Here is a 6,422-nt window from a genome sequence, read left to right on the forward strand (position 1 = left end):
TTGTTAGACTCTACATTGCTTGAGCCGTCACTATTAACCGTCACATTGACGTTGATGTTGTCACCACCCTGCGGCGCTTTACCGCTACGCATGGCGTTTAGATTATCGACACCGATACGTTTAGTTGATGCGGCATCGAACACGTACTCCTGACCGTGTACTGGGCCTGCGACTTGATTCACACCTATGTTGCCAGTGTAACCGCCAGTCTTGAAGCCTTGAGGCTGAATACCTTTGATTGTGCCTAGTAGTGTTGCACCTTGCGCCACCGCTGCGCCAATCACAGGTATGTTCTGCGGAAAACCTAGCGCCATAGCTTTAGCTACTGACTGCTGAATAGCAATAGCTGACTGTGCAATAGCAAAACCTTTTTCTACTGCGAACAATGCGCGATAAATGCCGCTTTGCTCACCTGCAAACGATTTTGCCATACCTGCCAAGTCACCGAACAACGCCTCGCCTTGATTAATAAACAAATCACGCTTAGCATCCATATAGGCTTGGTCGCTTGCTAGTCTTGCCTCATTAGCCACGTTTATCATATCGGTATGGGTTTGCTCGTACTTCTCAATCAGTGCATTACGCGCCTCATAATCAGCTTGAATCTTACCCATTGGCGAATCAGCTTCTAAGCCTGATAACATCCCTTGCAGGTTGTTGCTTGACGATGCTTTGTCTTTGCCAAATTGAGCAAAACGGCCTTTAATTAGATCGGTCGCATTGCTACGCATCTTATCGCGCTCGTCTTGCCATTTGTCAAAACGCTCTTGCACTGCGCTAGTCGCTTTTAGCTGAGTTTCTAGGTTGTGCAGCGCCGTAGCTTCTTTAACTAATTGACCAATGCGAGCATCACTAGCGCCCTTGTGTTTTCCAGCGTTGATGTCGTATAGCAACGAGGATAGCTCGCTGTTATCACCAAACAAGGCAATGCGCTTTTGGTAGCTAGCAATCGCATCATCAACTGCTTTGATTGCTTGCTCAGCCATCTTCTGAGCTTCTGACTTAACCGCCTTTGCGCCTTTTTTGATGCCGTTTTCCATGCCCTTTGAAAAGTCTTTACCTAATTTGGTAGTAACCTTTGATGGTGATGCACTATCTTGACGCTTTTTAACTGCTGCAATGGCGTTACCAACCATCGTGGACGCTGCGCTTGCTACACCTGAGCCAACCGATTTAATACCGTTGATAAAACCTTGTATAAAATCTTTGCCGATGCTGTATAGCTTCTTGCCGTACTCTTTGATGATGTTTAAGATATTACCCATCATATTAGTAACGATACTAGCAGCGGTTTTTAAGCCGTTGCCGATGATGCTAGGTATCGCTTTAAAGTCGCCTGATATGACAGCCTTAATAACATCAAGAACCGTTGACACAGTATTTTTAATGAGTGCAAAACCACTACTAAATAATGTCGCTACAATCTGCAACGCCGTGCTAATTGTATTTACTATGCCGCTAAAACTAACCTTAATGATAGACCACACGACTTGAAACGCGCCTGTCGCTATCGTCTTAAACGATTCAAACGTGCCTGAATATAGCTCGCTCATTAAAGTTAGATACTCTTTGCCAGTATTCCAAATAAACATAAATACTTCGGCAATATCACGCCCTGCTTGCTGTAATGGCTCAGGCAGTGATCCAAACTTGCTTTTAATCCATTCGTTTAGCTCACTAGCTTTTTCTTTGACGGTATCCCAATTTTGATACAACAATACCCCAGCGGCAATCAATGCGCCTATTGCTAATAAAGGCAATCCTATGCTGCCAGTTAGAACCGCAAACGCAGATTTAATCGCTGGAATCACTACCGTAAAGGCAGCCTGCAACCCCTCGATGGTGCCTTTAACAGCCATAAACCCATCGACAGCTAACTTTAACCCCACGATTGAACCGAGCAACGCACCCCCAATTAATGCTATTTGCTGGATAAGCTCAGGATTAGCAGCGACCCATGTGCCGATAGTTGCGACCATTGGCGTCATGTTTAGCAGCAATTCATTTAGCGCAGGGATAAATGCATCGCCCACACTAGCAACCACGCCGTCGATGTTATTTTTAAACAACACCATCTTATTAGCAGACGTTGCGCTGATTTTCTCAAACTCAACATCCATTGATCCAAAGTAATCTTTGGTTGTATTGACCGTTTCACCAAGCATTGCCCAGTTGTTTTCTAATACGCCAACACTACCAGCAAGCATGGTCAAGTCGTCACCAAACTCTTTACCGATAATCATAGCGTTTGTACCGATGCGCTCTGACTGGTCTAGCTTATTGATAGCCTCTAAGTAAGTAATAATCGCTTGCTTACCATCGGTTGCGACCAGCTTGCTAAACTCGTCAATATCTAAGCCTAGTTTTTCAAACCCTTTAATTTGCGACTTTGTAGCGTTATCTAGTGTTGAAAATGTAGTTAACAGCGAGTTGACCGCCGTTGATGCAACCTCGGCAGGCTTACCCATTGCAATCAATGCACCGGTTAATCCTAACGTTGCATCCTCTGACAAGCCAAAAACTTTTGCCACACCGCCGACGCGCTGTAATGAGTCAATGAGCTGTGCTGCCGTAGCTGGTGTGTTATTCGATAGCGTGTTAATTGCATCGCCTAAGCGATCAATATTCTCAATAGGGATTTGGAATACGTTAGCAATCTTTGCCATACTGTCAGCGGCTTGCTGTGCGGGTATATCGAATGCTACACCCATCTTTGCCATAGTCTCAGTAAAACCAAGCAAATTTTCTTCGGCAATACCAAGTTGTCCGCCAGTAGCGGTTACAGCTGCCAATTCCTCAAACGTTTGCGGTATCTGCGTGGTTAGCTCTTGCAGCCCTTTACGCATATTAGCCAAGCCGTCCTCAGCTGCAAAATCAACTGTCTTGTTGATTTCGGACATAGCCGTTTCCCAAGACTGGGCTTTATTGATAGATAGCCCGATTGCACCTGCTAACGCCGCTCCTGCAAGTGCCGCCGCCTTTGCCATGCTATCTAGTGATTTTTTAGCCTTATCATTGGCGCTGCCTAAACTATTCGCATCGTCACTAGCCCTGCGCTGCCTACGTCCCAAATCATCGGTATTGTCGCCCGTTTCATCTGACTGCTGCCCAAGCTCGCGTAATTGCTTGCGTAGCTCTTTAATGCGTTTTTCAGCGTCCGCACTATCAATAACGATGCTTAACCTGCTTTCTTGTGCTTCAGCCATGATAGCGATCCCTTATTTTGGATATAAAAAAACCACCCGTTAAGGTGGTCTTTATTGTTTATACTCAGGTAGGTTTACTTGTAACCTGCTGATACTATTTTGTCATTTTTATCGAATTCGCAAACTGCTTGATGTATCTCTTCGCCTCCAAAAGAGTTTTCAGCGTAGAAGTCGAAACCTATCAACTGGTTTCCATTCTCTTTAACAAGATATTTCAACGATCTTCTCTCTGGGTCAAAAGATCTAGGATTTTTTAAGCTATTTTGAACCTTTACTTGGCATTCAACGTATAACTCTATTTTCGACATTCTGCCGTCGTCAACTACCTCAGCTTTATCTTTTGCAGCCTGTTTATCGGCTTTGGCTTGCAGCTTCTCAGCTTTAACTTGCTCAGCAGCTACCTCTTTGTTTTTGGTATCAAGCTCTCTAGCGGCTGCTTGCTCGTCAGTCTCAAAAATAGCCGCAATAATACCGATGATAAATATCACAGCAAAAAAGATACCGACCCATTTTAATGTTTTTTTCATAATACAGCTTCTTGTGTTTGTTTTTCATCACTATAGCCCACAGTACGGTAGCTATCAATCAAATCGATAGCTTCTTTTGTGATCTGCGTAAAACACTCTGTTTTGCCGTGAAAGTCTTTTAAAGGCTTGTGCTTGTATGACTGTAGCAGCCTATGAACAGCGTCCTCCAAATCCCACATCAAACCAGCATCACCATTAACTTCTTTTAGTACCTCGTAGTTATAAGGCAGCTTTCGACGCGAATCAAACCTATTGTCAGCGCCCTGTCTTGCTATGCCAACCTTGTAAAAAGCCTCACTCGTATCATCACAATAGCAGCGTATGAGATATAAGTTGGTTTTACTATCAAACTGACTGCAATAATTTAGATAACTGTTTTTGGTGTGACCGATAGTTACGGCGCAGTTAGGGCAGCCGTTACCACGTTTGTGGTGCCTAGGTGTTTGCGTAAAAACACCATGCGATTCACATACTATATCAACGCCACTATCTGCATTTACGTATTCAACCTTTGAGTAATCATACCTATCAAGATGAATAGCATTGAATTGCCCAACAACTTCTTTTGTACTTGGCTGGTAGCTTGATGCGCAAGTAGGACAGCCGCAACCACCAAAATGACTATACGGCAACTGCTCAAAAACACCATGACGCTTACAGATTATCTTAACTTTAGTTTTTTGATTAATGTACTTCACAAGACTGTAATCGTAAAGGTTGCTGTGAGCCTCCTTAAACTTAATTAACAGCTCGTCTGTTGAGTATTGGTGTATTCCTGCACACCTAATACAACCCTTTCCTGATACATGACCGGCAACCGTTTGCGAGAAAACACCATGCTTACGGCAAATAATATCAACCTTATCACCAACCTTATCGAATATTACCTGTGAGTAATCATAGCGATCACCATGAGCCAACCTAAACAGCTCAATAACTTCGTCGTGCGTCTTATGCCTGCCAATACACTTAGGGCAGCCGTTACCGTTAGCATGTAAGTATGGCGTTTGTAAAAACACACCATGCTCAGCACAGATTATCTTTACTTTGGTATCGACGTTCTTATACCTCACAAGCGAATAGTCATACCTATCACCATGCTTATCTTTAAAGCTGCTTATCGCCTCATCAGCCGACTTGCGCTTGCCATCATACATACACTTAGCGCAACCCTGACCTCTTTTATGCGCCCCTGCCAACTGGTCAAAAGCGCCATGCTTACGACAGATGATAGTTACTTTTATTGCTGTACCTTGATAATCAACCAAAGAATAATCAAAGGTATCTCCATGCCTATCTTTAAACTGCTTTATTATCTGCTTAGTGGTGTATTTAGCCATAACAAATCCTTATTTTATAAGGTTATTATAGCATATTTAAATTCATCACCTTGCAAAAACTTCCCTTTATTTATCCCGTAACGTCAATTTGACGGTCAAGGGCTAACCCATTGATTTAAAAGCAAAGCGCAGTTTTGCGTTGGCTACCGATGTGCATATTCGCACATCACTCTGATCACAACCTCAACGCCTCTACACATAAGCCTTTCAGCTAATTTTAAGCCAATAAATCCGCTTCTTGATCTGCATATTTGCAGAACGGCAATTTCTTATATATTAGTCAGCATTTTTACCCTTACCCTGCTCACTACGCTCCAAATCATCAAGCGCAAAGATAATATAGTCAAGCATACCTCTGGGCATATCGATAGGGTGCGCCTCTACCACGTCTGTGATGTCTCTTACTGACAATGGTAGCGGCTGCACCTCAACATACCTACGCGCTCTCTTAACTAAGATAAACGTCTGTATGATTTGCTGCGTAATATCGTCATAAACGGGCGGCTTGGGTATCTCTACGCCAAGTCGCTTGTATATTTCTATCCGCTTAGGGGTTAGCTCGCTGTCTTTTTGCTGCCACTGGTAGACTTCAATGGCTTTTTTTTAGTCTCAGCGCCCAGCTCTTTAAACTCGTTAATCATGCTCGTAAAGTTATCTGAGATAAAGCCCACAAAGTCGATATTCTCGTCATCGTCACCGACTGACGCACACAAGGCGATAAAGTTATCACCATTGATAGGTGCAATCTTGTTAGGCTCAATCTCAACGTCCCATTCAGTGATTAGATACTCACCGATTAGATAGAGCATTGCTTCACCGACTGAGATACCGTCACCGTCATTATTGGCTTTAGATAGCGCATTTTTGGTCAGTGTTTTATCAGGCTGCTGGATTTTAGTCATTGCTGACTGGAATTGCTTATCATCACTGACACGCATGGTAAGTGTGAGCAAGCCTTTATACTCAAGCTCACGCACCACTTCGCCCAGCTTCTTTGGTTTTAAATCTTTTAAAGTAATAGCCATTTCTTATTATCCTATGCTGCATTGCGAGTAATGATAGGCGATTCATCGACTACCGTGTAAGTGACTTCGGCTGTCACAAGCTCATTGCCTGTTGGGCTTGGAATGTCACCGCTAATCTGTGCTTTTGGAATGGTAATCGTATAACCATCGGTTGCATTGAACATGATAGGCACCTCGATTGATAGCGTGCCACCTGTGCGCTGTAGCTCTAAAATATCGTAAGCCTTGCTACCAAATGCAATAGTCATCGAACCGCTGATATTGGCAATCATGGCGAATAAGTTACCGCCATATAAGTTATTACCTAAACACTTTTGAATCTCA

Annotated in this window: 6 protein-coding genes; all 6 read right to left on the reverse strand. The window is 43.5% G+C overall.

Annotation, left to right across the window (positions count from 1 at the left end):
• On the reverse strand, positions 1–3,206 hold a 3,206-nt coding region (locus tag FQV37_RS13695; protein WP_160023706.1), incomplete at its 3' end, for a phage tail tape measure protein.
• Positions 3,207–3,280: 74 nt separating this feature from the next.
• Positions 3,281–3,733, reverse strand: a complete 453-nt coding sequence (locus FQV37_RS13700; protein WP_160023708.1) for a hypothetical protein — start codon at positions 3,731–3,733, stop codon at positions 3,281–3,283.
• Entirely contained in the window at positions 3,730–5,073 is a 1,344-nt protein-coding gene (locus FQV37_RS13705; RefSeq protein WP_160023710.1) for a DUF723 domain-containing protein, read from the reverse strand. The genes FQV37_RS13700 and FQV37_RS13705 overlap by 4 nt, the downstream gene beginning before the upstream one ends.
• Before the next feature lie 276 nt (positions 5,074–5,349).
• Positions 5,350–5,499 (reverse strand): hypothetical protein, encoded by a 150-nt coding sequence (locus FQV37_RS13710; RefSeq protein ID WP_240991038.1) that lies wholly within the window; start codon positions 5,497–5,499, stop codon positions 5,350–5,352.
• A 128-nt stretch (positions 5,500–5,627) separates the two neighbouring features.
• Entirely contained in the window at positions 5,628–6,098 is a 471-nt protein-coding gene (locus FQV37_RS13715; protein ID WP_160023712.1) for a hypothetical protein, read from the reverse strand.
• Positions 6,099–6,109: 11 nt separating this feature from the next.
• On the reverse strand, positions 6,110–6,422 hold a 313-nt coding region (locus tag FQV37_RS13720; protein WP_338104014.1), incomplete at its 5' end, for a phage tail tube protein.

It is taken from the genome of Psychrobacter nivimaris (assembly GCF_009812035.1).
Classification (GTDB): Bacteria; Pseudomonadota; Gammaproteobacteria; order Pseudomonadales; family Moraxellaceae; genus Psychrobacter; species Psychrobacter nivimaris.

Excerpts from the sequence above, each read along its gene's own strand:
- FQV37_RS13700 (WP_160023708.1), bottom strand. The coding sequence starts at position 3,733 with ATGAAAAAAACATTAAAATGGGTCGGTATCTTTTTTGCTGTGATATTT.
- FQV37_RS13705 (WP_160023710.1), bottom strand. The coding sequence starts at position 5,073 with ATGGCTAAATACACCACTAAGCAGATAATAAAGCAGTTTAAAGATAGG.
- FQV37_RS13715 (WP_160023712.1), bottom strand. The coding sequence starts at position 6,098 with ATGGCTATTACTTTAAAAGATTTAAAACCAAAGAAGCTGGGCGAAGTG.